Genomic DNA, 25111 nt, shown 5'->3' on the forward strand with positions numbered 1-25111 from the left:
ACGCCTGCGTGCCGTTTCCATTCAAATGAGTTCTCTAGCGAGTAGAGAGTTCTAAGGGAATTTGGGCTAGATTACAGGAAACTTACCTTGTTTCCATTCAAATGAGTTCTCTAGCGAGTAGAGAGTAAATTAGTGGATGGGCATTCACTACGTCACACCCAGTTTCCATTCAAATGAGTTCTCTAGCGAGTAGAGAGAATTTCCGAGCCTTCCTCCCGAATCGTGGGAACCAGAGTTTCCATTCAAATGAGTTCTCTAGCGAGTAGAGAGTCGCTTCGGGGCTGGTCGAACCATAGTATCCACATAGTTTCCATTCAAATGAGTTCTCTAGCGAGTAGAGAGTTAGAGGTAATCTATCGAGATGCCTTTGATGAACGAGAGTTTCCATTCAAATGAGTTCTCTAGCGAGTAGAGAGGCGTATCCCCAGAGATCATCGAACGGAACGTATGGAGTTTCCATTCAAATGAGTTCTCTAGCGAGTAGAGAGGGCTGTAAACGAATTAAAAGATAGGTTAGCGGGATTTTAGTTTCCATTCAAATGAGTTCTCTAGCGAGTAGAGAGTTCTCAAGATGTAGACGTTTACAAGGTAATCTAATTGTTTCCATTCAAATGAGTTCTCTAGCGAGTAGAGAGCTAACTGGGATATCATTTATCACCCTGAAAAGGATAGTTTCCATTCAAATGAGTTCTCTAGCGAGTAGAGAGGCTACTGTGATTCTAGGGTCTATCCACAGTTTCAAAGGGTTTCCATTCAAATGAGTTCTCTAGCGAGTAGAGAGAGCTAATTAAGCGTGAACCAGCCCTTAGAAGCAAAGTGTTTCCATTCAAATGAGTTCTCTAGCGAGTAGAGAGTTAGGTATCAGGAGTTATCGACTAACGGCGATCATATGTTTCCATTCAAATGAGTTCTCTAGCGAGTAGAGAGGTAAAAGTGCTACTAACAGAAGATAACAAAATTGGTGGTTTCCATTCAAATGAGTTCTCTAGCGAGTAGAGAGCTATACTGATTTTATTGAAACAAAAGGAATGAACATGGTTTCCATTCAAATGAGTTCTCTAGCGAGTAGAGAGTGTGCCCTGAAAATTCCTAGCTTGGCATTAGGAAAACAAAGAATATGTTTCCATTCAAATGAGTTCTCTAGCGAGTAGAGAGATTTATCAGTTTTGTTTTGAGGTTCTAGGTGATGCTCTGTTTCCATTCAAATGAGTTCTCTAGCGAGTAGAGAGAGCTCCAAATCTGTTTCTGAGATTCTTAAAAATGTCGTTTCCATTCAAATGAGTTCTCTAGCGAGTAGAGAGAATTCACTGCTGAGGTTTTTAGGTATGTACCAATTGTTTCCATTCAAATGAGTTCTCTAGCGAGTAGAGAGTGTTTCTAGGTGTGGCTAACGGGCTTGTCCTGGTAGTCCGCGTTTCCATTCAAATGAGTTCTCTAGCGAGTAGAGAGTCCGTACTACGCAGACTAAACAGCAAAAAAGGCCACGGTTTCCATTCAAATGAGTTCTCTAGCGAGTAGAGAGACTGCTACAGAATGCCTTGAAGCTACCTTGCTACAGTTTCCATTCAAATGAGTTCTCTAGCGAGTAGAGAGCCTTGATTGGACTTTCCACCGACAAGCAAATCCGAAAGTTTCCATTCAAATGAGTTCTCTAGCGAGTAGAGAGTAAAACGGCCTATGAGGTTGTAACCCCTGGGATAACGTTTCCATTCAAATGAGTTCTCTAGCGAGTAGAGAGACGACAAGATAAACAGGCTTATAATGCCTATAGATTCGCAGTTTCCATTCAAATGAGTTCTCTAGCGAGTAGAGAGTTATCAGATTATCCTGTATTAGACGATGAAAAACAAGTTTCCATTCAAATGAGTTCTCTAGCGAGTAGAGAGTTCACCGTAGTAAATGTCTTCATCGTACCAAAAATCATGTTTCCATTCAAATGAGTTCTCTAGCGAGTAGAGAGTACATAGAACTACTGACAACTATAGCTTTTCAGAATGGTTTCCATTCAAATGAGTTCTCTAGCGAGTAGAGAGTCAACGGAATTCTATCAGGCGGTTTTATGCTTTCATGTTTCCATTCAAATGAGTTCTCTAGCGAGTAGAGAGTGAATCTTGTCATCAACTTGAGCCTGTACCTACTGAAGTTTCCATTCAAATGAGTTCTCTAGCGAGTAGAGAGGCGTATCAGCAGTTACTAAGGCGTTATTGCTACATAAGTTTCCATTCAAATGAGTTCTCTAGCGAGTAGAGAGCCGATCAACGTTCGCACGAACGTAACCAGGCAAGGGAGTTTCCATTCAAATGAGTTCTCTAGCGAGTAGAGAGTCACTCAATGATGAATTTTCCGCCCGGTTTGTGACGTTTCCATTCAAATGAGTTCTCTAGCGAGTAGAGAGTCCCCCCTATTGAAACCCATAGGGGGCAAGGATTTCAATCCCCTGGATCGACGGGGTCTGTTTTGGGTCAGCCAGCAGCCCGTTTTTTGGCCTCTGGCAAGGACTGAAACCCTTATGTAGTATGGCATCGACGGCCTCAACGAGAGAATGGGGCTTTTGGGTAATCTGTGACCCCGTCGCAAAAATTATCAAAACAGAGGAAATCATACGATAAACGATCCTGGAATTGGCGTTAGGGGCACCCCTCCCCAGGTTTCTACCTGATTCAGCGTGTGCTTAGAGAGAGGATAAAATCGTACCGAATCTTCATCGAGATTGACTCGTTTTTTCATCCGTTGTTTTAGCTCAGCGAACTTGTGAGGTTCTAGCACACATTCAAACACACTATACTGTACTCGTTTACCATAACCTTCCAACAAGTCTGACACCTTTTTACGACGTTTATTCGATGGAATATCGTAGGTCACAAGATAGAGAAACATCGCCATTTACCGAATGCGATAGGGTGTATACACCTCCACCGGAGCATAGACAAACTGCTTATAGGCTTTCACCTGGCGATTGAGTAAATCCCAGCGAGGTTGAGCCTCATCCTCCGATTCTGTTTGCAACGATTCCTCCATGCGCTGTAGCCACGCCTTCAAAAACTTACGCCGACCCTGATTATTCAAATAACATCCACCATTGTGGGGTTTAAAGTCCTCCTCCACATCCATCACCCGCGTATTCACCAACCACAACACCAGCGAATCCACCAACGGAGCCCGAAACTCCTCCACCAGGTCAGACGCTAGGGCCGCATGGCGATAATTGCCCTCATGGAGACAACCATAGTAAGGGTCGAGCCCCTGGAGTTCAATCAGACTGAGCAGGTGATTCCAGAGCACTTGATAGCCAAAACTGAGCATGGCATTCACCGGATTGCCCGGTGGCCGACGGCTGCGCGATACAAAGGTAAACTCCGGCTGGCGTAGGCATTGGCCAAACCCTTCAAAGTAGGCTGCGGCCCCTGCTCCCTCTAAGCCCATCAGGCGATCCACATTGTCCGCCCGTCCGGCCTGCTCCGCCAAGTGTTGCAGCGTATCCAAAATCAACGGTAGACCGTCGCCGCCCTGCCGCCGCTGCTGACGCATCAGCAACACCCGGCTATTGTGGAGCTTTGTTTGCACAATCCGTCGCGCCACCACCAGCCGATGTACCCCCTCAAGGGTTTGCTGGTAGCGGGCCAGTTGCCGATAGCCCCGCTCAATCGCCACTAGCCGACCATAGCAATAGCCCATCCGCGATAGGTAGGCCACCGGAATATCCCGCCATAGACAGGCCCGAATCGCCTGGGTCGTCAACTGCGACTGCCCAAACACCAACACCTGCTCCAGTAACGGCAACGCCACCTGCTGAACCACCTCATTCCGTTGCTTCACCAACAGCGACTCCTGCTGAAGGCAGACATAGCAGCCCTGCTGGGAAATATAAAGCGTCCGCATTAGCGATACCGGGAAGGCGGATCCACATCATCCCGCCGCTGAATAGAGCGGTTATTGGGCCGACCAGGCAAACTCTCTACCGAGGCCCGCCCGCCCTGGAGGAAATAGACCACCCCATCCCCCGCCGTCGTCATCACCAGCGTAGACGCCGCCACCAAGAGCGTATTAGCGATCACCGCCGCCAGCCCCAAGGGTGCAATCAACAAAATCGCCAAGGTAATGCCGCCGTTAAACACCGACACCACCGCATTCCGTACCAGCGCCGCCCGCATCGTTACATACATCATCCCAACTCCAGGAAGAAACAACTTCCTCAACCCTAGCCAAGGCACAGGCCAGTGAGAAGGGTTTCAACGCGAACGACGAAAGGAAGCTGGATTCCCAGGGTTTAACCCAAAAGTGGCTGATTCGCGGCAGGAAAAGTACTCTCTAACAACTGACTAATCGCATCATTAAGCTGATTAAAGGGATTAGTCAGTTCCTGTAATCCAAGATGTTCTAGAATCCGACGTAAAGCCTGAAGAATCGCATTAGCATCGCTCAAGTCAGAGATTCCTTCAAATTGGTGAATATAGCGATTACGCTGTTCGCAACAAGCCCCCAGAAACTCAAGATCCGCAAGTTGAGGAAATTGCCCATATCTCAGAATCGCTAAAAGCGTTGGACGATTTGGAAAGCCATCTAGCCGAAGGGGATAACTCTTAAACTTAGAGTCTTGGAGAAATTGATAGAGCTGAGGTCGGTTTTGGCTGAGATGACGCCAGAATGCTTCCGTCTCATCAAAACCCTTGGGTAAGCTAGGCCGTTGATCCAATTGCTGCGAAACAAAGTGCTCCAGCGCCATCTCCAAGAACTGTGATACCCGCACCAAAAAATCTGAAAACTGACGATTTTTTAACTCCACCACGCCATTAAAATAAGCCTCCTGCATCAGCGCCAGAGCATCGCGTTGAAGTAACACCTCCACCGAAGACCGCCAGGGTTGCATAGAAGCCGTACCCAGCCCCTTCAAAGCATCCTTCGCCCCACCAAAATCCAACGACAATCGCCGATGACCATAGGTCAATAGGGCTTCCAGAGTAGGCGTCGCCAGCCCCGCCGTCCTCAGCGTTGTCAGCCCGCCCACGTAGTTATAATCCTGCAACTGTTGCCGAATCGCCCGAATATCAAACGCCTGCCGCAACACCTGAATGTTGCTCTCAAACACCCGCGCCTGACCGGGCTGCTGTTCCTTCGGATTCCGCACCTGCCACAAACGACTCTTAGGCGCATAGCCCGCCGCCTGCAAAATACTCCAGGCCGACTTCATCACCGGAGTGCCCGAAGACCCATTAATCTCCAGGCGATCCGCCGCCGCCAAGGCCACCCCCAACCCCCGCTGAGCCACCTGCACCGCCAACCACAAATTTACCGGATCATGGGACAACTCTTCCCCCACCGAAATCAGATCAACCGCACTCGGCGCAAAGTGAAAAGGCGCATCCGTGAGCCAACCCTGGGTCAATTCCGCCCGCTCTGCCGTCCCACTCGCCCCCGTTGTGTAGAGCAATATTACCCGCTGAACCGCCTGCTGATTTGCCATTAAATGGCGCACCAAACTAATAATTGAGCCATCTTCACGGGTTCCATCCGAAACCGGATCTTGATTACCTACAAAAGAAATCAGAACACTCGCCATGACAATAAGACGTCCAACTCAGGGATAGCTACAGCACGAAACTAGAGATCATCCTTTCCAGTCAGAACCTCTTCCATGTCATCCGCTATACGCAATACTAACGAAAGACTCTGTGCAAAGGATTTAGGATCGCAATTCGCCGCAATTTGAATGCAGAACGTCACCAAATAGGTATTGTCTCCCACATCCATCAATCGCCAAGAACCAATCTTTAAATCATGGTTCTTCATCAGCAGCGTATTGGCCGTATCAATATCTAAATAGCCCTTAGACACATAGGCCACCGACCACAATTCACGAATCTCAAAGTCGTTAATAAACTGGGTATCCGAGTTGATATAGGCCAACTGTGATCGGCCATCATCAAACTTAACACCAATCTTAAAGTCACCATCGCCATCAACGGAATAGTTAAGCTCTAGAGCATCAAGCATTCGCTTAACGCGGGGGTCGCCTTGGGGTGCGCCAAACATGGTCGGTTCTCCTGGTATAGGTAGGTGGAAGCAGAATCATTAAGACTGAAGTTGCTCAATACCCCAATGGTAAAGGTCTTGCAGCAGAGAGCGATCTGGTATAGGACAGTCGGGTTGACAGAACTGCTGGATGAATATCTCGATAGCTTGATATAGCTTTTCGTCTGACAAATCAGTCTCCCCAGATAAATTCAGATGGCTAACAAAAACATCAAAGTGAAGCGGCTCATTTTTATGAACAATATCGTTACGCATATCATTCATCCAAGCCAGAGTCTTGACTAATGAATTATTGTCTTGTAAGTCACAAATGATTTTCCAGGCATTTCGCAAATCCCAAAAAGTAGCTTTGTATTTTACGCCCCAATTTTTCTTACTTTCTGGTGGTGTTACATAGCCTTTCTCAATCCAATCTTCATTTTGATATCGCCAAAATAGCAATCTTTCTATGACTTGGACAAATTGCAAGAATGCTGAAGTGTAACTATGACGATGAAGGTTTACATAGATGGCTAGACGCGACTCCCAAATACTAAAATAACGGCTCTCTGGAGTTTGCTTTTGTTTAGACTTGCAAAGAATTTCAATATCCTTTAGCCATTGCTTGCGAACGTCAGGCAGGACTTTGCGTTTGGTAGGTGTTTGGTTTAGCCATATCTGTAGTCCTTGCAATGCGTCCAATAGCTGCCAATTACTTGCTAAGGCTAAGTATTCGGCTAAGTCATACAAGGCTTGATAGCGATCTCGATGTGCCGAAAGCCAAACTCTAGCTTCTGCAAAGTCTCCTCGTTTCCAAGCGGAGAGAATACGCTCTCTTTCCAAAGGCCAAAAGTATTGTCCAAGATTCACCGCACGACATTCTTGGGCAGTAGTTACCGTCTTTACCGCATCACTCAACTGGGGATAGAGCGGACGAGCCTCAATGGGGCTGACCGTCACCACCTGGCAATCCCGCACTAGGGCTGCTGCACAGATGCTCAGCCCCTCAGACATGGCAGGGGTTGCGCCCTTGTTTTCAATCAGCAGAGTAAAGTCGTCATCCCCTAGCTGGCGAGTACCCAGAGCAAAGGGCAGAAGTTCGCTTTCCAGTACGTCGCGAATTACCTCTGCATCCACGGCCCCCACCGTAGGCCGAAAGACCTTGACCGACAACTCTGGATACCTTTCCCGTAGCTTCCCAGCCATTAGCTCAGATAGCCAAGCCGTATCCATGCGGCGATAGTTCCAGGACACGCTTTCGGGTTGCTGGGTGCCCCACAAAACGACATGGCTTAGTCCCTGGGGTAAATACTGGTTAAGGATGACCTGATCCAGCAGTAGCTCGACGTTTTGAAAGCCACTCCCCTGGCAGTGCTGATAAAGGCGGTGGCCCAAATCCCAAACGCTCCAGGGATAGGGGCGAGCACTCCCCTCGTCTTGGTGGTGCCCTCGTTCTAACCCCAGCTCATCTTGATACAGTTCATCAATATGGGCAGGGTCGCTTTTGCTGCCATCAGCCCCCAGGCTGCGAACAACACCATCCTTGCACCGCCAACCCACTTGGCGCGTTCCAACGGTGATGATGAGCGTTTTCATAAAGCCTGTTCCTTTTTCAGAGCATAAAGAATCGCCAAGCAAGTGATGCAAGTTTGCTTGTGGGTTAGGATGTCAAAGTCGCTGATGACCTAAGCAAACGGAAAGATTTGTACATAGTTGCCACGAGCTTGACGCTTAAGCTCGTCGAGATAGCACCTCCGTGGATTTTGAGTTGCACCAAAGACTGTAACGATTTGGTAGTCTCCAAATTCTGAGATCAGGATAGGGGATGGTACAGCCTTCCGTTCTACTTCCCGTCCATACATTAGAACTCTATCAGTTTTTGCACCTCCACAAAGACTTTTAGCATCTCTCCACTTTTTGTCGTTTTCTAAGGTATGCAGTTGTTGATGTAAAAGATCTAGAGAAAAAGATTTTCTGCCGTTAGATTTTTTGTCAATAATCAAAACGACACAATTTTTATCGACTGCATCTACCCAAGTATGAGCCTCTACATCTAACGCAGAAAGGGGCTTATTGATGGCATTTATTCTCTGATCTAACTTTTCAAGTTTCAATAAATCTTCGATTGATTTATGAAAGTTTGAAAAGTGAATCTGAAAAACTTTCTTAGATTCGTTCAGGGATTCAGGCAGTTCCCAGAAATCATCTGCCTCGTCATAAAGAAAGCTTGAACCTCGCCAGCGTGGATTGCCATTACGGGAATAACAAGGTCGTCTTGCACCTTGTCCTACTCCTCCTAAGTGAAAGGCCAACCAGACTAGCGATTTGGTTAACGTCTTGAGAACATCTTTGTGTTCACTTGAGAAAAAACTATCTGATGGATAAATAGTCAGATTTCCTTGTTGTTGCGCCGGATCATCTTTTGTTTCTTTGAAGGAGTCATATTCAATTGTCCGAAATTTTAACCATCCTCGTACCTGTTTTGGGTTAATCGCCCCAAAAAGCTGCCCCTCTAGTTGCTGTACCTCCCGCGATGGTAACACCCCCAGGGCAAAGGCTCTGAACCAATAGCGCAACATCGACTTGAACGCCACCGGGCGTACCTCAGCATCAGGATTTCCCCGCATCTGCCACTCATCGCGTTTATTCTTTCCCCACTGAGTGAACTTTTGCCGACCATGAATGAGTTGGCCTTCTAAGGTGAAATCTAGGCTAAAGAAAGCATCATCTAAAGCTTTCTGACCTGCCCGGACTAAGCTTCCATAGCCCGTATTGACTTGAGAGCCAATACCTGAAGCTAGGCCACGGCTAAGCCATTGCTTAACCTGTTCTAGGATTTCTGGATCACCAGCACTTGTAGAGCGCAACCCAATTAAAAAGGTCGCCTCATTCAGCGAGTAGAAGGGATTGGGGTTCGGAGAATAGAGCAAATCTCGCCCTGCGGCATCCCACGACCAAATGTTGTTAGCCATATCAACGGTTAAGCCCCCGCCTTTACCCGATTGTTGGGGTAGAGGGTAGGCATCGAGAAAAACAACTTTACCAGATCGTTCTTCACTCCATTTGCTGTCCAGATAGCCAAAATATTGCCGAGAAATTTTCTCTTCCGCCTGTTTCCAAGATAATCCTTCTTGCTCCATCCGTTCCCGGATCGCCTGGGTTCTAGCGACACCACGTAATGTACTGGCCGGAATATAGGGCATTCCTAGAGCGTCAAAGGCAGGTAGCAAGATGCTCTCCGGCCCCCGGTGCCCACCCACCCGAATGCGCCACAGACATTTAACCTGAAAGGTATTCCCCTCCCCGGCAATGAGCTTAGTGCGGTTGGTCAAGGTATTGAGGCGATCCCGATAATTAGCCTTCTCCTCCGCCATCTGGAGAATCTGCACCTTAGTCGCGTCTTTGGTACCATCCTCCTTCTGATAAGCTCGCATCCACCGCAGATACTCCACAAAGCTGGCTGTCGGATCTGGGGTCGCATCTGGGGTAATGAGCCAAGGCGAAGGTTCACCACCGTTACCGCCGCCTCGTCCACCATTGCCGCCACTACCTCCATTACTTCCACCGTCAGAACCTTTGCGTTTAGGTGATGGAATTATCCTTTTGGGATTATTAGAATTTGACTGCTGAGATGATCTAGATACTGACTTGGACTTTTCTGACCATTGAGGCTTTTTTAATGGATCAACCATAATTAATTACTCTCCTAGTTCAATCCCAACATACACAGCCGTAGCCCAAAAGCTAAATTCCTGAGCAATTATTAAACCTAGGCCAGTAAGTCCCAAGTAGTCATCAGCGTCTAGTTTCTTTAAAATCTCTAATCCGTCAGAACTTGACAGATTCTTTGTTTCTGAGATTTTTTCTAGACATTCAAAAAACGTTTTGACAATCTGCTTTTTACCTTCCTGACTAAGAGCTTTTTCCTCTGCCTTCAAGCGCATCAGTCCCCAGGTCGAAAGATAGGTATATAGCTCAACAGCCTGATTTTTCTGATCCTTAAGTGTTGAGTTATCACCTTGGTGATCTAGGCTCAATTTATTTAGTGCCTCATAGACAGGCTTTCCCATTGTGCGCGGATCAAATCCCATAGCCCTTTTCCCTTTGAAAGCGATTAACGGTAAATATCTCGACGATGCCCAATGTGAACTACCTCGACAGTTTTCTGAGCATCATCAATGGTGTAAAGCACTCGATAATCTCCTACTCGAATGCGCCAACCTTCTCGACCTTGGAGCTTTTTACACCCAGCAGGACGGGGTTCCTCAGCCAAGGCTCTAAGGGCATCCCGAACCCGCTCAAAGACACCGGGGGGCAAATTTCCCAGTTCCTTTTGAGCTCGTCGTAAAATGGAGACCTGATAGCTCATGGGGATGAGGTCCGCTGAGCTTCGATTTCCATGATCGCATCTTCCAGAGGCATAGATTCATCCTCGGATGCTACTGCCTGATCAAAGGCATAAAGCGATTCCAACTCCTCCAGCTTGTCGAGCAACTGCTGATAGGCGGCAATATCCAGCAACACGCCAATGCGGTTGCCCTGGTCATCAGTGAGATAACGTTCCTGCAAGCTGTCCATAGGGCCACTGTTCCTTAGCGAATGGGTTAGTTAGATGCTAGCCAAGTTTGTACAAAACCTCGACCTAGGCTTTCTTGCCCACCAATTTGCAGCAGCTCATGGCTAGCGAGGAGATTCTTAAAGTCTTGCTTAGCATCACCCCCTTTACCATTAGCTTGGGCCGTCACGCCCCAAGGAAAATACATCAACGTATCCGGGGGGATAGCTTCTTCATATCGGAATCCCCCATCTACCGTTTTATGCTCATCTAGTTTTACCTTGACCTGCCGCCATAGCGTCATCTGAATCAGCGTGGCACAATGCTTATCAGGCAGAACTAGGACTGATTGAATTCCGTTAGCTTGCTCTGTCTGAGGCACAAAGATTTTCCAGGTATCCCAGTCCTTTAACTCCGTTGGTTTTAGGATGGCATCCTTTAGATAAACAGGCTTTTGGTTGCCCAGATTAGTGCTGTAATCGACAGGAATCTCCGCTTCAACACCATGTAGCCTAGCCCAGCGGCGCAGCAACAAGGGGCTACTCACCCATACCACCCCATGACTGAGAGACGGAACCGGAATCCAAAGAATTGAGCCATCACCAATCCAAAGATTGCCTTGAGTTAGATTGCTGTCACTTCCTTTAGTAACATCTTCAATCGTGTTACCCCAAAGTGCTGATCGATTGTCTGCGGGTGTAGCAGCCCTCAACCGCCCTCGAATAGAACTTGAAGGGATATAGGGTAGTGCTGTATGCGACTCGCGGGCAATACCTAGCAAATTACCTTCCTGGGTCGTACCTCCTGTATGCAGGGGAGACAACAGGTAGAGATAGACCAAATCTTCAATCATTTTTATTTACTCCAAAGGGAATCCAAAGTAGTTCTGAGTAGCCTAGTTTCCGCCATTTATGGGCTTTCTGGGCTGGGTCTTCTTGGTGTAGTGGCTCTGGCCGTTGTAGGTAATACACGCTGCCCGGTGGAGCCGCAAACACCTGAGGAGCTGGGACGCTTTCCTCATTCTGTCGTCGTCGTCCGCTAATCGGGACTGGGCTAGCGGTTGCCACACTCACCAAAGGGCCAGGGGTTTGATTTTTGTTGGGGGCATGGGCCAATTTCCATTCCCAGGGCCAAGCTTGGCAAGTCGCTACGCCATTGGAAGTCCGCTCAAAGACACCAGCCGTAACCAGGTAGGCTAATGATTTCGCCTTTGCAGGATCTTGGGCGAGTACGGCCTCGGCCTGTTGATAGTTTTCCTTGGACTTGGCTTGTAGGCTGTCCCACTGCTCATCCAAAGGCTGACACCGCTCAATCAAGACCCGATGTCCTTCGCCCCCTAGCTGTAAGACAGCGGGAATACCTTGCGCCTGGAGTGCCTGGTGAGTCTGGTCATCCACCGCCAGGGCAATGCTCCATCCTTGGTGCATCCGAATAGCATTTTCAACAAAATAGCCATCGCTGGTTTTAACCGTGCGATGCCCTGCTTCCAGGGTATTGTGGGGGCGAGATTCTTCCTCCCAGGGTTCTGGAAACTCGCCTTTAGGGCATAGCCAATCCTCTCCACTCAAAGACTCTCCATTCAAAAGTTTTTGAATGGACTCAACGCTCAGAAATTGACGCAGTTTGTCTTTTTTGGATTTGTCCTCATTAAAACTATCGTCCCCGGTTTCCGTCATCAAGGGCATGGGCATCTGCCGATCCCACATCAGGCGAGGTAACGGCGAAATCCATTCAACTGGAACAAGCTGCCGCTCACCCACAAAGTTCATTGGCCTAGGGAACTGTAACTGACCACCATGACAAAGAAATGGCCCCGTTAAGTTAATGTGAATATCCTGCTGCAACAGTCCCCGAATCGCTCCGGCCAGGGTGTGACCATTGGGAGGAAATACGCTCTTGGCCCAGGCCCGTTCACCAGGACTAAAGGGCTTAGCATCCCGAAATAGCAAGATATCTAAGGGGGTGAGGGTATACCAATAACGTGGATGCAATGCTTCTGCTGTAGCTGAAATTGACGCTGGGTCAGTCGCTATCATTGGGCACCTCCTGGCAATTTAATATGCCGTTTTCGTAGGACAAAGGCCGCTAGCTTCAGCCAGTTCATGATGGTTTTCTTACGTTCATCAGGGTTATCCTGAGTTTTTTGCCACAGAGTCTCTAGCCATGCTGTAAGAGCTTTTGAAAATGCTTCTCTATCACTATCTTTCCCAGCAAAGAAGTCTCGACGCAAACAAAAAGCCGTCACCCAGGCTGGAATAGCCCCCTGAACAGGCGCAGGATGTTGATCCCATAGACTAGCCGCTTGCTCAAACAGAGAAGGTTCCAAGTTCTCAATCAGACTCAGTAGTGCCTGCCACTGGTGGAACACCTCAAACTTGCTGGTGGCCGTCAGCTTGTTGCCATTGCCATAGAGCACTTGAACTTGTACCGCATCCTTAGCGGTCTTAACACTACCGTCCATGTAGGAGTGCTCTTTAGCGCCTTCTTCGGCTTTCCAAAGGGCTTCAAGAGCAATGGCCAATGGTACCGAATGATGGGCAATCACCACCCCAAAGCTAATAGTGGCATCTTGTCCTAAGGTAAAGAGGGGTCGCTGAGGTAGCGTTGCGGTTGCCGTTTTGCCCTGCCATTCCCAATAGTCACCAACACCCTTAAAGTATGGTTCATCTAGCGCCCGTTGTCCTTTTTTTGCTGCAATCCGCTCTTCTTCTGGATCTTTGGCTCCCTTAAAGCATTGGCGAATATCCCACAACCAGTTATCCCACTCCCAGAGGTTAGTGTAGGCCAGTACATCATCGCCACCGCCGTAGATTAAGCGTCCGGCATAGCGTTTTTCGGTTAGGTAAGGGACAAGCTGGTTAGAGAAATCTAGGAGTGCCCTAGAGAGTGCGTTATAGGTCGCTGGCCCCATTCGCTTTTTAACCTTAGTACAGAATTCATAAAAGGCTGATTTTAGTTCGTCAGGAAACTGATACTGATCTACTTTCTTGGCTAGTTCAGTGGGCATATAGTCTTTATAGGGTTTCATACGATTGCCCTTCAGCCAGCCATTCATATCATCGCCATCTCCCGCTGCCAGCACATACCAATCAGCAGGAGAGTTGCCGGGATAATTACTATCAATAACTTGCTGTATTGCTTGGCGAAGTCCTTGTCTAACCTCTGATAGTTGTTGTCGATAGCTCTGCTGAATCTGTGGGTCTTTCTCCTGTTCAATCTGTTTTTCTAGTTGGTCAATCTCGTCACTCTCAATTTCTTCTAGCAACCAACCCGCATTGAGTAGTCGAGCATGATAGGGTCGTAAATCAGCCTGCGGATCAGCGTCAATCCAGGGAATGCCCCAAGCCTGTCCTAGAGACCGTCTTAACCGACCTCCTAAATTTTGAATCTCACAATCAACCTCTTGTCCAACTTTCCGAAACTGCCGAAGATGGGCTTCTTTACCTTGGTGATGCCGCAAATAGCCTGCCACCCCAGCGGTGAGATCGGGATAGAAAGCCGTCATCTTGTCTTCATCGAGGCCGAATAATTCCTCTAAGACATGGTGTAATCCACGCTTGAGAACCTCAGTTGCATTTAACTGCTCGCTACCGTCAAATACTCCAGCCCGACGTTGCCACAGTTGCTTGATGGTCTGCTCGGATGCCTCCTTGTCAGCGTGGGGGTGAACTACTGGCCCAATGCCTGAAATCGTTGACCGGGTGCCAAAGGCGGTGGGCAATGTCCAGTTCCGGGCATTTTTCACCCCAGCCAGGGCTGTTCGTGTGCTGCTAAAGGCATAAGGCCACCAGGAACCCACGTTGACACTAAAGCTTCTGCCTTGCTTGTCTAGACGATGTTGATAGGCTTCTCGGAGAAAATTGAGTTCTTCTGGAGTGAAGGGTGGTAAAGTTTTCAGCCTGTCATCGTCTTCTTTTCCATCCTTCTCTTTTTGGCCAGGGATTCGATAGAGCTGGTAGAGTTCTTCCCGCCACTCCTCAAGCTCCTGGGCGCTATTCTCTCCCAAGGCAGCAATCTTTAACTTATTGGCGTCATAACCAATAGGTACGGCACTCCAGTAGGTTTGCCATTGGCTATCTAGCCAGCCTGACCAGGTTTTGTGTTCCTCGGTTAATCCCGGCATCCAGTGACACTCTGTATGTAGATTCTTAAAAACCAAGTTACCCAGTCGTAGCCACTCCTCCTTCAGAACAGCTTTAGCCTGCTGCATGGCAGCCTGAACCTTAGACTCTGGCAGCAGCATGACGATTACATTAGGAAATCCTGCTGTTAATAGCTGAGCTTCTTGTGGGGATGCAATATAGTCTTGAAAGGCAGATCCTTGACCGTTTTTACCGCTCGCCCACCCATTAAAGTCGCTGTTTGGTAAACCGTTCAGCAGCCAATGATCAATCAAGGGCTGCTGAAATAGGCTGGGATATAGCACACTATCCGGCCCATACTTCCAGGCCAGCGCCCAGCACACTCGTGCCGAGAGATAGTGCAAAATCCAGGAACCTGCCCAAAAATCGCGCATCTTTCGACTCGCTTTGATCAATTCTTGAATCGGTGTAAAAGTAAAAGAAACCAGGTGAGGTAACTCTTTTTGACTATCCTTATTCCAGCGTTCCAGGTCTTGTGGGGTCAGACTTGGGCCTGTCAGTGCCCCGGCAAGGGCCGCAGTAATGCTGGCATGATCCCAAATAGAACTATCTGGCAAACGAGTTTCCGCAGGCATTAGTAGCAAAGACTCATCATTATCAAATGCCTTAAAAGTGGCTACAGGTAAGCAACGCCATAGCCACCAAAACACCTTGCGAGCATCGGTTTCTGCTTGAATTTCAGGCGGTAGCAAAGTATCTTCTAAACGGGCTAAAAAGTCTCCTCGCTTTGGTTGCATTACCTTTTGATGGGCACTGCTACTGAGTTTGAGTTGACGGGGCTCACCAGAAAGTAAGTGGTGCGTTTCTAAGCCTTGATCGTTGTAGTTGATAGGTATGGATAGGCTACCAACGGCACCACGATCACTTGCCGATGCAATATAGTCTGCAAGGCGAATATGTTGCCAGCCCTTGCCAGACTTACTTTCAGGATCCCAGCCCTGATTCACCCAGTCTTGCATGACAGTCAGTTTTTCCCAAAAGCTATTGCCTCCTCGCCCAGAGTTATCGTGCAGCGCTTTCAGGGCTGGGTCATGTAATAGGCCCCAGATTTTGGCCTGCCAGAAGAGTTGTGTCATAGAACATGCCTGTGCGGTGGGATAGGGCTATACGGAGTGGATAGCCAGCGAACCATAGGCCCAGTATGGCTGAGCTTTTTGGAAAAGAAAATGGTTTTAACGCGAACGACGAAACGACCCACCTATCCTTGAATACCCAAGGACGCGAGAGGAATAACGGGGACTCGACATCTCTTTAGAAGACTTTGCAGGACGTTACCTAGGGATACCAACCGTTACGTTAGGCGTGGCCCTGAGTTCGTCCTTCGCGCTGGGCAGCGGCAGCGCTAGATCTGCGCTCCTACAATGGGCCTATTCCTTCCAGGGAGGACGGGTATGGTCGTTCCGTTATATTGCCACCTGTTGATTGGGCCACCGGGCAGCGGCAAAAGCACCTTGGCTCAGCGCATGCAGGCTGTTTTATCTCACAGTTGCATCGTGTCTACGGATCAGATTCGCCAGGAGCTTTATGGCTGCGCGGCGGAGCAGGGGTCGTGGCCGGAGATTGAGTCGGAGGTGATGCGCCGCATTGGGGAAGAGGTGGATCAGGGCCAGAGTGTGATTTATGACGCCACAAATGCGCGACGGCCTTGGCGCATGGCCCTGTTGCAGCGGCTAAAACCCTTGGGAGTCGATTGGATCGGCTGGCATCTTAAGACACCCTTGGCCACCTGTCACCAATGGAACCAGAAACGAGAACGCCAGGTGCCCGCTGGGGTCATTGAGGCGGCTCATTTGGCTCTGCGACAGTTTCCGCCCCTGGCCGCCGAGGGGTTTTGGGCGGTGTATGCCCTAGAGGCTGAGGCCAGCATTGATTACATCCAATCACGGCTCCAGGGCTTAGAACGGGGTCGCATCAACCGCCGCAACCGCCATAGCCGCCTGCAAAGCCACCGTTATTCCACCTTGCTCGATTTTGATCGCCTGCTGCATCTACTCAGCCTGCTGGTGCATTATCCAGGGCTAGGCCATCTTCAGGATCGAGATCCCAGTGGTTTGCAACGGCTATTGTCAGCGGGTTCTCCTCCCACCTTTCCCGATGCGATGGCGGAAATCTGCGCCGTGATGGCCCGTCAACGGGGGGAGTTGTATGCGGACTCGACGGCGCTGGCCCAGGATTTGGCGTGGCTGGAGGCGAATGGCTTTCTCAGCCCTCGGCCCACCGTGGCGGCCTTAACCTGGCCAGAGCTGGAGCAGCCTGTCGAGACTCCCCATCCCTACAGCGATTGGGTGGCCTTTCAGCGGGTGATGACGTTCATTCGATTCGTGGCCCATCATCCCCTCTGCTGGCAACCGGAGCTTCAAAGCAGCTTGGCGAGTGTAGCGGTAGCCATGCAGGCCCATGGGCTACTGGTGGGAGAGGGGCAGGCGGCGTTGCGGAAAGATATCGAACAAGTGCTCAAGCCCTTTGGATTACTCCCGGCGGCACGGCTACGACGGGGCTATTTTTTGGGCAGCGGCATTTTGTCGGAGTCGGAGTTGCTGAAGGTGGCCAGCGTTCTCCAGGCCCAGGCCAAAAATATCGAAGACCCCACCGCCCTGGCGCTGCTGGACACCCTGCGCGACCGTCTCCAACGCAGCCAGCACGACCTAGCGGATCTCTACCCGGTGCGGGCCATTGGCAACCGTAGCATCATTGACCTTGAACGACTGCCCGCCACAGCCCTCGCCAGAACCCTGACTCAGCTAGAGCATGAAATTGAGGTGGGGCAGTTGCTAGAGCTCAATCGGTTTGCGGGAGTGGGGCGGTTTGAGACCACCGATGACGGGTTCTTTCAGGCATGGCCCTTGCAGATTGTCTTCCACAACATTGCCTGGTACCTAGCCTACGAACGTGCCGATGGCCCAGAGATGGGACTATTGCAGTTTGAGCGTCTAGATCGCCTGTTTCGAGGCCGACTCCAACCTCAAACACGGAATGGAGCCGTCCAACGCCAAGCCCTCCAGCGGTTACAGCGGCTCTATCAAGCCAGCAGTGGACTTTATCTGGGCCACAGCGCCAAGATGCAGCGCCAATTTCTCAGCCCTCGGCCCGACACCCAGGCCCAAGCCTCCCTCATGCTAGAACTCTGGTTCACCGATGCCTTGTTTGCTTTTATCAGCGAGGGTACCCAGCGGTTTCCCATCGCAGCCATGAAGATGTCGCCGAAGCGATCCAAGACCAGGCCACCTAACCCCACAGCCTCCTCCGATGCCCTGTTTAGCCTGCCCCCTAGTCCAGACCCCATTTACCCGAATCGCCTTCAGGTCATGCTTCCCCGCTGGGCGGAGCAGGATCGAGACCTACGCCGCTGGATTCTAGGCTTTGGCGCTGAGGTCAAACTGGTGGCCCCAGCCGCAATGGTGGCTGAAATGGCGCATCTCAGTCAGGCGCTGGTTCAGCTATACAATCCTCACCCCTAATGGCATGAACAGTCCATAGGTTAGGAGTGCAGGCGGTGCTGACTCAAGGGATGAACAATTTTGCCAGTCTTTCAACTTCATTCGAGATTCCGCGAAATCATACGGCGATTCAGCAACGCCGACTCCTCCAGGTAGCCCCGCACAATGGTCAGGGGCGTTCTCAGCTCGTGGGTCAGGTCTTCGATCAGCTTCCGCCAACGCTTCATTCCAGGGTAAAGGTCACCGACACTACGGCGGTGATATCTTTGTCGATAGAGCTAGTGTCGTAGATGCCGTAGTCGCTGACATCGGTGGAGTTGCGCGAGGTAATTTGAAACACCCCCGTATTGGCGCTGCGCACCTCACCCACCCTGGCTCCGGTGCTGTCGGCAATCGCCTCTGCCCTGGCCTTAGCATCCTTCGTAGCCTCGGCCACCATCTCAATCCGCACCTGGCTCAACTGCGTGTAGAGGTACTGGGGCGGCTCAGACACAATATTGATATTCTCATTGAGCAACTCCGCCGACTGCTGAGCGAGTTGAGTGTAGCGATCGACATCCTCGGCACGCACCTCAAACCGCTGGGTTAACCGATAGGCCACAATTTGTCCGGTATCGCGACCGTTGGCATCCACCGCTGGAATAGCGTAGGACTCGATCGCCCCTGGCGTAATCGCGGCTTCGGGGACCTGCTGGGCTTGAAAGTACCCCCCCAGGCGATCGGTCTGGCGCGTTAAATCTTGGTAAGCCTCCTGGGCTGTCGGGCGCTGACTAGACACCGACACCCGCCAGATCATGGCGTCTGAGCGAATGGGCCTTTTGGCCGATCCCGTGACCACCAGCACATCGTTGGCCCGCTTAAAATCGCGAATGGCCTGACCCCCAATCAAGGAACTGACGACGAGCGCCAGAGATAAGGCCACTAAACCAGCAAACAATTCTGGAAAAGATTTTGGGGAAAAGTCTTTCATGGGAGCCTCCGCAGCGAAGAAATCAGTCCCAATTAGTCACAATCGCGTTGAATTTATCTTGGACGTTCCTAGAGGAAAGGCACGACCAACCTTTGGTCTGGCTCTATCACCATCGCCTCTGCACCCAGCGTCTCAGCGTGCGCCCCAGACTGTGCGACAAACGTCTCACCCTCTATTGTAAAAACAGAATTTTTGCCCATAGGCACAATGCCACAAGACATAACAATTCGGTGTTTTGGGCTTGAGCCCACCGCTGAAAGCCTTGCATAGGATCAACCGCACCCGGCCCTTTATTCGTCAACTTTTGGCCGAAGGGAAAATCCCATATTCGCAAGACTCCCCATGAGCCACGAAACGCTCCACCAAGCGGTAGTGGCCCTTGATAGACCGCATCCGGTACTCCAAAAAGTCTGAGATTTTAAGCTAAAACCCCCGTTTCAGCCCTCACTGTCTCACGTCCGGCTCAGTCTCACCTAAGATTGGCACATTGCACCGTCACAGTTGAGCTAGGCCAATCTAGTCCAGTCTTAGTCTAAAGCTTTTTACTAAGCTATAAAATCTTTATATGTCAATATTTTCAAGACCTTGAGTATTTGCGGTCATCGCAACTACTCATGCACAATCAACGAGTTTTCAAGGGGTTCAGCGATTCTCATGGCTAGACTCAAGGCGTCTTAAATCAGGCTACTGGCACACCGCACAAGCTTACACTACAACTTACACAACATAAATGGAGGAGGACCAACGTCGCCTCAGTATGCCCTCAATCATGATTAGAACGGCGCTTTCTAACGAGTAGAGAGTTCGGTTAAGTTGAGAAGTAGAAACCTATTTCATATCCCGTCCCCCCGCATTGTTGGCCCGCCCCGGCGGTGATAGCCTTTGGGTCTGAACAACGTTCCCAGCGGCTCAAAGCATTGTCCAGTTGGAGGAGTTGTTCTACCCATTATCTAAGGTGTGAGAAGGTCTGCTATGGCATCAGGGTTGAAGGTACCAGCATGGTCTGTGGGCCTATTCTTGCTGGGACAGGGGTTGGCGGGGTGTGCTCAAAATGCCTCGGCTCCAGGGAACGCTACGGTAGCCCGGGGGGGGTCTGCTGAGCAAATTGTGTTAGCCATTGGAGGGGAGAGCAACGAGGGCTTCGATCCTACCTTGGGCTGGGGACGCTACGGTTCGCCCCTGTTCCAAAGCACGTTGCTGCGGCGGGATGAGAACCTTGAGATTGTGAAGGACTTAGCGACCGACTACACCGTTAGCGACGACGGTCTTATCTGGACGGTGACGCTGCGCGAGGATGCGGTGTTTTCGGACGGGGTGCCGTTGACGGCGGCGGACGTGGCCTACACCTTCAACCAGGCGGCCCAGAGCGGTGGCCTGACCGATGTGACGGTACTGGACGAAGCGGTGGCCATCGATGATTACAGGGTAGAGCTGCGGCTGCGGGAACCCCAGAGCACCTTTGTGAACCGTCTGATTACTCTGGGCATTGTGCCGGAACACGCCCATGGCCTCGACTATGCCCGCAATCCTATTGGCTCTGGCCCCTATAAGCTAGTGCAGTGGGATGAGGGGCAACAGCTCATTGTGGAGGCCAATCCAAACTACTACGGCGAAGCCCCCGGCATTCAGCGACTGGTCTTTCTCTTTACCGAAGAGGATGTGGCCTTTGCAGCGGCACAGGCAGGACAAGTGCAGGTGGCCAGTGTGCCTCAGTCTCTTGCCGTACAGAGTATCGAGGGGATGCAGCTCTACGACATTGCTAGCGTAGACAACCGAGGACTGATGTTTCCCTTTCCTGCTGCCACTGGCGCAACCACTCCTGACGGACATCCCATCGGCAACGACGTTACCGCAGATCGGGCGATTCGGCAGGCGGTTAACGTGGCGATTGATCGGCAAGCCTTGGTGGATGGCGTCCTGGAGGGCTTTGGCTCACCCGCCTTTGGCCCGGTCAGCGGTCTGGCCTGGGAGGAACCGAGGGCCAGCATTGACGACAACAACCCAGACCTCGCCCGCCAAATTCTGGAGGAGGGGGGCTGGATCGACAGCAACGGCGATGGGGTAGTAGAAAAGGACGGATTACGGGCGGAGTTTACGGTGCTCTATCCGGCCCACGACAGCACCCGGCAGGCCCTGGCCCTGTCTGTGGCGGAAATGCTGCGCCCCGTGGGCATTCAGGCCAATGTGGAGGGCAAAAGCTGGGATGCCATTACTCCTCTGATGCACAGCAACGTGGTGCTGTTTGGCTGGGGCAGCCACGACCAAACGGAAATGTACAACCTTCACCACAGTCAGGCCGCCCAGGGCGATTTTTTCAATGCCGGATTCTATGCCAGTCCGTTCGTGGATCAAATGCTTGACCTGGCCATGGGAGCACCGTCGGAAGCTGAGGCCATCGTCTTTTGGCAGGCGGCCCAGTGGGATGGCGAGCAGGGCTTTACCGCCCAGGGCGATGCGGCCTGGGCCTGGTTAGTGAACCTCGATCACACCTACTTTGTCGATGAATGCCTCAATATTGGCCAGCCCCAGGTGCAGCCCCATGGCCACGGCTGGCCGATTACCGCCAACATCGCAAGCTGGACATGGACATGCAACTAAGATCCATTCTGGTATTTTTTGGCTACAAACTGGTGCGGCTGGCACTGCTGCTGCTGGCCGTGGCGGTGCTCACCTTTGGGCTCATGAGTCTGTCCCCCATTGACCCGGTGCAGGCCTATGTGGGGGCCGATATGCTGCAAATTAGCGCCGCCCAGCGAGACCTGATCGCTCAGCGCTGGGGACTCGATCAGCCCATGATTCTGCGGTTTTGGGATTGGTTGGGGCAGATTATTCAGGGTAACTGGGGCACCTCCATGGTGTTTAACCAGCCTGTGCTTCAGGTCATTAGCCAGCGGTTTTGGGTATCGCTGCAACTGTTGACGATTGCCTGGGTGTTTTCAGGCCTGCTGGGGCTCGGTTTGGGGGTGCTGGCTGGAGCCTTTGAAGGCACTTGGATTGACCGAGGCATTCGTCTCTATGCTTATACCCTGGCCTCGTCACCAACGTTTTGGGTGGCCCTGCTGCTGCTGATTCTGTTTTCCGTATCGTTGCGGGTCACGCCGATCTGCTGCGCGGCCCCGCCGGGGGTGTTGGCCCAAGATGTCACGGTCTGGCAGCATTTGCACCACCTGCTGCTCCCCGCCCTCACCCTCGGCATTATCGGCATTGCCAACATCGCCCTGCACACCCGCCAGAAGCTGATCGATGTGCTGCACAGCGACTATGTGCTGTTTGCCCGCGCCCAGGGGGAACGGCTGGGGGGAATCCTGCGGCACCATGGTCTGAGAAATATTCTGCTGCCCGCCCTCACCCTCCAATTTGCCTCCCTCAGTGAGTTGTTTGGCGGCTCGGTCTTGGTGGAGCAGGTGTTTGCCTATCCGGGTCTAGGACAGGCCACTGTGCAGGCGGCTCTACGGAGCGATGTCCCGCTGCTGGTGGGGATCGTATTTTTTAGCGCCCTGTTTGTCTACACCGGAAATACCCTAGCTGACTTGTCTTACCAGATCATTGACCCGCGTATTCGCCTAGGGGGGAGAACTTTATGACGACCCTTTCATCTCCGCCAAGGGTGGCCTCAAAAGTACCCCAGAATCGACGGCAGCAAACCCTGTGGACGATTGGCCTATGCATCTGTTTCTTGTTGACCATTATCCTCAGTGCCACCTTCATGGGCGATGCTGGCCTCAGCCCGGTACTCACCCAGCGCAACCTTCCTCCCTCCCTGGCCCACCCTTTTGGCACTGACTGGCTGGGGCGCGATATGCTGACGCGCTCCCTCCATGGCATGTCCCTCAGTCTGCAAGTGGGGCTATTGTCGGCCACGGTCAGCGCCTTGATTGCGGCTATTTTGGGCCTGACGGCGGGCACCCTGGGGGGCTGGGTCGATGCCGCTATCTGCTGGATGATTGACGTCTGTTTTAGCTTGCCTCACCTGGTGCTGCTGATTTTAGTCGCCTTTGCCGTTGGCGGCGGCACCCAGGGCGTCATCATCGCCGTTGCCCTCACCCACTGGCCCAGTCTTGCTCGTGTCGTGCGGGCCGAAGTGCTCCAGATCAACAGCTCCGACTATGTTCAGCTGTCCCATCGCTTAGGCCGCTCTCCCGCCTGGATTGCCCGTCACCATATGGTGCCCCACATGGTGCCCCAGCTATTAGTAGGGCTGATTTTGCTGTTTCCCCACGCCATTTTGCACGAGGCCGCGCTCTCATTCATTGGCATCGGCATTTCACCCCACCTGCCTGCTATCGGGATTATTCTGGCGGAGTCCATGCGCCATCTGTCCACGGGCTATTGGTGGCTGGGGGTGATGCCCGGTCTACTATTGTTGCTATCGGTCAAAGCCTTTGACTGGCTGGGCGAAAATCTGCGGGCCTTGCTCGATCCACGCACCAGTCAGGGGTAATTATGCTGACCGTTTCCAATCTCAGCGTCACCTTCAGCCAGTACGAGCAAGGTCTGCGCCGCCGACAGCTCACCGTAATCACCGATCTAGACCTAGAAGTCAATGCTGGGGAAGTGGTGGCGGTAGTGGGAGCCAGCGGATCGGGCAAAAGCCTACTGGCCCACGCTATTTTGGGCATTTTGCCAGAGAACGCCACCCTGGGCGGCACCATGCGATTTCAGGGGCAACCCCTAACGCCCCAGCGCTGCCAACAGCTCCGTGGCAAGGCCATTGCCTTGATTCCCCAATCCGTCGGCTATCTCGATCCGCTGATGCGGGTGGGCCAACAGGTGCAGCGGGTGGCACGGCTCAACGGGGCCACTCCCGTCACTGCACGCAAGGCCATGGCCCGCACCTTCGCCCGCTATGACCTGCCACCCCAGACAGAACGTCGCTACCCTTTCCAGCTATCGGGCGGCATGGCGCGACGGGTGCTGGTGTCTACGGCAGTGGTCAGCCAAGCGACTCTGGTGATTGCAGACGAACCGACTCCCGGCCTCCACCCAGACGTAGTCGCCGAAACCCTTACCCATTTACGCGAACTGGCTCAGGAGGGGCGGGGCGTCATTCTCATTACCCACGACATTGATGCGGCGCTGCGAGTCGCCGACCGGGTGGCCGTTTTTTATGCCGGAACAACGGTGGAAATCGCCTCGGCCCAGGACTTTAGTACCGGAAATCTGCGCCATCCCTACACCCAAGCCCTATGGCGATCTCTGCCACAAAATGAGTTTGTGCCCGTACCGGGGAACCAGCCCAGTCCTGAGGCACTGCCCGTCGGCTGTCTGTTTAGCGAGCGCTGCCCCTGGATGACCGAGGCTTGCTTGCCAGAGCGTCCAGCACTGCGGGCGGTGCGAGGTGGTTTTGTGAGGTGTATTCATGCTGAGCGGTGAAGGACTTTGGTTTCGCTACGGAGCTCGTTTGCCATGGGTCGTACAGGCCCAGACCGTCATGGTAGAACCCGGCGAGGTCGTAGGGATCATGGCTCCCTCCGGCTTTGGCAAAACCACCCTCGCCAAACTGTTAGCGGGCTATTTAACCCCTAGCCAAGGCCGCGTGAGAGCAGACCATCAGCCCCTGCCCAAACGCCAATACTGTCCAGTGCAGCTGGTCTTTCAACATCCTGACTTGGCCATCAACCCTCGCTGGCGCATCGACCAAGTATTGTGCGAAGGACATCCACCTCAGATTCACCAGCTCGATGCTTTGGGGATTCATTCTGGATGGCTCAGCCGCTATCCCCACGAGCTGAGCGGCGGAGAACTGCAACGTATTGCCATTGCTCGTACCCTCAACCCCAAAACCCGATACCTAATTGCCGACGAAATGACGGCCATGCTCGATGCCAATACCCAGGCGCTAATTTGGCAGGTTGTGCTGACCTATGCCCAAGCCCATCACATCGGGGTCTTGGTCATCAGCCATGACCTATGCCTCATGGAACGACTGTGCCATCGCTGCATCAACCTAGCGGCTACCCAGTCACAGCCGAGGGTCGTGGTTTCCTAGCCTCAGCGT

The 25111-nt window shown here is 51.8% G+C and carries 20 protein-coding genes, 1 pseudogene and 1 CRISPR repeat array (1 of these 22 cut by a window edge); of the genes and pseudogenes, 6 read left to right on the forward strand and 15 right to left on the reverse strand.

The features are described 5' to 3' along the window. Window positions 1-2395: direct repeats of the CRISPR family, unit length 36 nt; unit sequence GTTTCCATTCAAATGAGTTCTCTAGCGAGTAGAGAG; it begins 1306 nt to the left of the window's first position. A 203-nt stretch (window positions 2396-2598) separates the two neighbouring features. The 13 genes from cas2 to cas10 form a co-directional block, all read right to left on the reverse strand. After that, a complete protein-coding gene (gene cas2, locus GFS31_RS19350; RefSeq protein ID WP_198808461.1) occupies window positions 2599-2877 on the reverse strand; it encodes a CRISPR-associated endonuclease Cas2 in 279 nt (92 codons plus the stop codon). 6 nt (window positions 2878-2883) lie between these two features. Beyond that, complete coding sequence (gene cas1 / locus GFS31_RS19355) at window positions 2884-3879, reverse strand: CRISPR-associated endonuclease Cas1 (RefSeq protein WP_198808462.1); 996 nt, start codon at window positions 3877-3879, stop codon at window positions 2884-2886. Next, complete coding sequence (gene csx18, locus GFS31_RS19360; RefSeq protein ID WP_225907735.1) at window positions 3879-4163, reverse strand: CRISPR-associated protein Csx18; 285 nt, start codon at window positions 4161-4163, stop codon at window positions 3879-3881. The genes cas1 and csx18 overlap by 1 nt, the downstream gene beginning before the upstream one ends. Before the next feature lie 104 nt (window positions 4164-4267). Continuing rightward, the gene (locus GFS31_RS19365) at window positions 4268-5557 is read right to left on the reverse strand and encodes a hypothetical protein (RefSeq protein ID WP_198808464.1); all 1290 of its coding nucleotides are present in this window, start codon (window positions 5555-5557) and stop codon (window positions 4268-4270) included. 41 nt (window positions 5558-5598) lie between these two features. Then, a complete protein-coding gene (locus GFS31_RS19370) occupies window positions 5599-6030 on the reverse strand; it encodes a hypothetical protein (RefSeq protein WP_198808465.1) in 432 nt (143 codons plus the stop codon). Between the two features lie 39 nt (window positions 6031-6069). After that, window positions 6070-7605 (reverse strand): hypothetical protein, encoded by a 1536-nt coding sequence (locus GFS31_RS19375; protein WP_198808466.1) that lies wholly within the window; start codon window positions 7603-7605, stop codon window positions 6070-6072. Window positions 7606-7694: 89 nt separating this feature from the next. Continuing rightward, a complete protein-coding gene (locus GFS31_RS19380) occupies window positions 7695-9701 on the reverse strand; it encodes an RAMP superfamily CRISPR-associated protein (protein WP_198808467.1) in 2007 nt (668 codons plus the stop codon). Between the two features lie 6 nt (window positions 9702-9707). Beyond that, window positions 9708-10100, reverse strand: coding sequence for a hypothetical protein (locus GFS31_RS19385; RefSeq protein ID WP_198808468.1), 393 nt, complete (start codon window positions 10098-10100; stop codon window positions 9708-9710). A 23-nt stretch (window positions 10101-10123) separates the two neighbouring features. Next, on the reverse strand, window positions 10124-10378 hold the full coding sequence (locus GFS31_RS19390; RefSeq protein WP_198808469.1) for a type II toxin-antitoxin system RelE family toxin: 255 nt from the start codon (window positions 10376-10378) through the stop codon (window positions 10124-10126). After that, window positions 10375-10587, reverse strand: coding sequence for a hypothetical protein (locus GFS31_RS19395; RefSeq protein ID WP_198808470.1), 213 nt, complete (start codon window positions 10585-10587; stop codon window positions 10375-10377). Before GFS31_RS19395 ends, GFS31_RS19390 begins: the two co-directional genes overlap by 4 nt. 26 nt (window positions 10588-10613) lie before the next feature. Next, window positions 10614-11417 carry a type III-B CRISPR module RAMP protein Cmr4 gene (gene cmr4, locus GFS31_RS19400; protein ID WP_198808471.1) on the reverse strand — a complete coding sequence of 268 codons (804 nt, stop codon included), beginning with the start codon at window positions 11415-11417 and terminating at the stop codon, window positions 10614-10616. Next, window positions 11410-12555 carry a type III-B CRISPR module-associated Cmr3 family protein gene (locus GFS31_RS19405; protein ID WP_225907734.1) on the reverse strand — a complete coding sequence of 382 codons (1146 nt, stop codon included), beginning with the start codon at window positions 12553-12555 and terminating at the stop codon, window positions 11410-11412. Before GFS31_RS19405 ends, cmr4 begins: the two co-directional genes overlap by 8 nt. A 41-nt stretch (window positions 12556-12596) precedes the next feature. Beyond that, the gene (gene cas10 / locus GFS31_RS19410) at window positions 12597-15782 is read right to left on the reverse strand and encodes a type III-B CRISPR-associated protein Cas10/Cmr2 (protein WP_198808473.1); all 3186 of its coding nucleotides are present in this window, start codon (window positions 15780-15782) and stop codon (window positions 12597-12599) included. Window positions 15783-16097: 315 nt separating this feature from the next. Here cas10 and GFS31_RS19415 point away from each other — a divergent pair, with 315 nt between their 5' ends. After that, the gene (locus tag GFS31_RS19415; RefSeq protein ID WP_198808474.1) at window positions 16098-18164 is read left to right on the forward strand and encodes an ATP-binding protein; all 2067 of its coding nucleotides are present in this window, start codon (window positions 16098-16100) and stop codon (window positions 18162-18164) included. A 116-nt stretch (window positions 18165-18280) separates the two neighbouring features. Here the strand turns inward: GFS31_RS19415 and GFS31_RS19420 are convergent. Next, a pseudogene (locus GFS31_RS19420) lies at window positions 18281-18367 on the reverse strand (histidine kinase dimerization/phospho-acceptor domain-containing protein); the annotation flags it as partial. Next, complete coding sequence (locus tag GFS31_RS19425; protein WP_198808475.1) at window positions 18367-19113, reverse strand: SIMPL domain-containing protein; 747 nt, start codon at window positions 19111-19113, stop codon at window positions 18367-18369. The pseudogene GFS31_RS19420 and the gene GFS31_RS19425, both read right to left, overlap by 1 nt. Window positions 19114-20085: 972 nt before the next feature. Between GFS31_RS19425 and GFS31_RS19430 the strand changes: the two genes are divergently transcribed. Genes GFS31_RS19430 through GFS31_RS19450 form a run of 5 tightly spaced genes read left to right on the forward strand, consistent with a single transcriptional unit; the run spans window position 20086 to window position 25102 of the window. Beyond that, window positions 20086-21711, forward strand: a complete 1626-nt coding sequence (locus tag GFS31_RS19430) for an ABC transporter substrate-binding protein (RefSeq protein WP_198808476.1) — start codon at window positions 20086-20088, stop codon at window positions 21709-21711. After that, window positions 21696-22697, forward strand: coding sequence for an ABC transporter permease (locus GFS31_RS19435; RefSeq protein WP_198808328.1), 1002 nt, complete (start codon window positions 21696-21698; stop codon window positions 22695-22697). Before GFS31_RS19430 ends, GFS31_RS19435 begins: the two co-directional genes overlap by 16 nt. Then, window positions 22694-23554, forward strand: a complete 861-nt coding sequence (locus GFS31_RS19440; RefSeq protein ID WP_198808329.1) for an ABC transporter permease — start codon at window positions 22694-22696, stop codon at window positions 23552-23554. The genes GFS31_RS19435 and GFS31_RS19440 overlap by 4 nt, the downstream gene beginning before the upstream one ends. 2 nt (window positions 23555-23556) lie before the next feature. Next, window positions 23557-24486: an ABC transporter ATP-binding protein gene (locus GFS31_RS19445; RefSeq protein WP_198808330.1), complete on the forward strand. Its 930-nt coding sequence runs from the start codon at window positions 23557-23559 to the stop codon at window positions 24484-24486. Beyond that, window positions 24473-25102 carry an ABC transporter ATP-binding protein gene (locus tag GFS31_RS19450; RefSeq protein WP_198808331.1) on the forward strand — a complete coding sequence of 210 codons (630 nt, stop codon included), beginning with the start codon at window positions 24473-24475 and terminating at the stop codon, window positions 25100-25102. The genes GFS31_RS19445 and GFS31_RS19450 overlap by 14 nt, the downstream gene beginning before the upstream one ends. Window positions 25103-25111 lie beyond the last annotated feature (9 nt).

This window comes from Leptolyngbya sp. BL0902 (assembly GCF_016403105.1).
Lineage (GTDB): Bacteria > Cyanobacteriota > Cyanobacteriia > Phormidesmidales > Phormidesmidaceae > Nodosilinea.

Coding starts and splice junctions, on each gene's coding strand:
- GFS31_RS19415 (WP_198808474.1), top strand. CDS start 16,098: ATGGTCGTTCCGTTATATTGCCACCTGTTGATTGGGCCACCGGGCAGC.
- GFS31_RS19390 (WP_198808469.1), bottom strand. CDS start 10,378: ATGAGCTATCAGGTCTCCATTTTACGACGAGCTCAAAAGGAACTGGGA.
- GFS31_RS19425 (WP_198808475.1), bottom strand. CDS start 19,113: ATGAAAGACTTTTCCCCAAAATCTTTTCCAGAATTGTTTGCTGGTTTA.
- GFS31_RS19375 (WP_198808466.1), bottom strand. CDS start 7,605: ATGAAAACGCTCATCATCACCGTTGGAACGCGCCAAGTGGGTTGGCGG.
- GFS31_RS19430 (WP_198808476.1), top strand. CDS start 20,086: ATGGCATCAGGGTTGAAGGTACCAGCATGGTCTGTGGGCCTATTCTTG.
- cas1 (WP_198808462.1), bottom strand. CDS start 3,879: ATGCGGACGCTTTATATTTCCCAGCAGGGCTGCTATGTCTGCCTTCAG.
- GFS31_RS19370 (WP_198808465.1), bottom strand. CDS start 6,030: ATGTTTGGCGCACCCCAAGGCGACCCCCGCGTTAAGCGAATGCTTGAT.
- GFS31_RS19380 (WP_198808467.1), bottom strand. CDS start 9,701: ATGGTTGATCCATTAAAAAAGCCTCAATGGTCAGAAAAGTCCAAGTCA.
- GFS31_RS19365 (WP_198808464.1), bottom strand. CDS start 5,557: ATGGCGAGTGTTCTGATTTCTTTTGTAGGTAATCAAGATCCGGTTTCG.
- GFS31_RS19445 (WP_198808330.1), top strand. CDS start 23,557: ATGCTGACCGTTTCCAATCTCAGCGTCACCTTCAGCCAGTACGAGCAA.
- csx18 (WP_225907735.1), bottom strand. CDS start 4,163: ATGTATGTAACGATGCGGGCGGCGCTGGTACGGAATGCGGTGGTGTCG.
- GFS31_RS19395 (WP_198808470.1), bottom strand. CDS start 10,587: ATGGACAGCTTGCAGGAACGTTATCTCACTGATGACCAGGGCAACCGC.
- cas10 (WP_198808473.1), bottom strand. CDS start 15,782: ATGACACAACTCTTCTGGCAGGCCAAAATCTGGGGCCTATTACATGAC.
- GFS31_RS19385 (WP_198808468.1), bottom strand. CDS start 10,100: ATGGGATTTGATCCGCGCACAATGGGAAAGCCTGTCTATGAGGCACTA.
- GFS31_RS19450 (WP_198808331.1), top strand. CDS start 24,473: ATGCTGAGCGGTGAAGGACTTTGGTTTCGCTACGGAGCTCGTTTGCCA.
- cas2 (WP_198808461.1), bottom strand. CDS start 2,877: ATGTTTCTCTATCTTGTGACCTACGATATTCCATCGAATAAACGTCGT.
- cmr4 (WP_198808471.1), bottom strand. CDS start 11,417: ATGATTGAAGATTTGGTCTATCTCTACCTGTTGTCTCCCCTGCATACA.
- GFS31_RS19435 (WP_198808328.1), top strand. CDS start 21,696: ATGGACATGCAACTAAGATCCATTCTGGTATTTTTTGGCTACAAACTG.
- GFS31_RS19440 (WP_198808329.1), top strand. CDS start 22,694: ATGACGACCCTTTCATCTCCGCCAAGGGTGGCCTCAAAAGTACCCCAG.